Source organism: Moraxella sp. (genome assembly GCF_024227015.1).
Lineage (GTDB): Bacteria > Pseudomonadota > Gammaproteobacteria > Pseudomonadales > Moraxellaceae > Moraxella.
This window is the reverse complement of record NZ_JAAELD010000020.1, coordinates 1-1,315: the sequence shown is the minus strand read 5'-3', so window position 1 is coordinate 1,315 and position 1,315 is coordinate 1. Positions and strand designations below refer to the sequence as shown.

At 46.4% G+C, this 1,315-nt stretch carries 1 protein-coding gene and 1 pseudogene; both read left to right on the top strand.

Annotated features, from left to right (window positions below):
* A partial coding sequence (locus GY683_RS00380) for a phospholipase D-like domain-containing protein (protein ID WP_297286867.1) occupies window positions 1-701 on the top strand: 701 nt, incomplete at its 5' end.
* Between the two features lie 191 nt (window positions 702-892).
* Window positions 893-1,315: pseudogene (locus tag GY683_RS00375) on the top strand (malate dehydrogenase); the annotation flags it as partial.

Sequence of the window (1,315 nt, the reverse complement as noted above, 5' to 3'; positions counted from 1 at the left end):
TTTATTGGACGGATGCCAGATTGATCAGTGATAACCCCATGCGCGTGGATGAGGAGTGGGAGGATACCGTCACGTCTCAGATTGCGCCTTATTTTCAAAAGGCTAATAGCACCTTGACTATTGTTTCGCCTTATTTTGTGCCGACTGATGGCGGCGTGGTGCTGTTTAATAACATCGCCAGAGGTACCGATGTTAAGATTCTTACCAATTCGCTCGCTGCCAACGATGTCGCTGCCGTGCATAGTGGCTACGCCAAATACCGAAAGCCGTTATTAAATGGCAACGTCGGTCTGTACGAACTTAAAACCGAAGCCGTGCCACTCATCCAAAAGAAAAACCAAGGCTTGGGTGGTAGCTACAGAGGCGGTAGTGGATCCAGCCTTCATGCTAAGACTTTTATTGTGGATGAGCGTTATCTATTCGTCGGCTCGTACAATCTCGATCCGCGTTCTGCGATACACAACACTGAGATGGGGATTATTTTTGATGTGCCAGAGATGGCAGCCATCGCGGAGCGTCAGATTCGTGCGCGCTTGCCCGACATGGCATATCAGCTAAAGCTTGAGCAGGATAAGCTTGCTTGGCATAGCCAAGACGATGATGGTACTCACACTGTTTATTACCAAGATCCTGATACCAAGTGGCACAAGAGGTTTGCTGTGTGGCTCATGTCGTGGCTGCCGATTGAGTCGCTGCTTTGATTGATGGCAATATCTTAGAGTCAAAGATGAGCGATATCAAGAACGGCGCCCAAAATAAGCACGTTAATTTTATGGCAAAAACCTTTGTCAATGCCATAAAAAAGTGCTACACTAAGATGATTTTGTGATTTTTGAAATGGTTTTGAAGTTGCAAAATTACCAAAATTTTACTTCTGTATAAGGATAATATCATGAGCAAACAACCTGTCCGTGTCGCGGTAACTGGTGCCGCTGGTCAAATCGGTTATAGCCTACTGTTCCGTATTGCTTCAGGCGAGATGCTTGGCAAAGATCAACCTGTCATTCTACAACTACTAGAAATCCCGAACGAAAAAGCACAACAAGCTCTACAAGGCGTTATCATGGAGCTAGATGACTGCGCATTCCCATTGCTTCAAGACGTGATCGGTACTGACGATCCTAATGTGGCATTCAAAGATGCAGACTATGCCCTATTGGTAGGTGCGCGTCCTCGTGGTCCTGGCATGGAGCGTGCTGACCTACTTCAAGAAAACGCAAAAATCTTCACCGTTCAAGGTAAAGCACTAAACGACGTAGCTAGCCGTGACGTTAAAGTATTGGTGGTAGGTAACCCTGCAAACACCAACGCATAC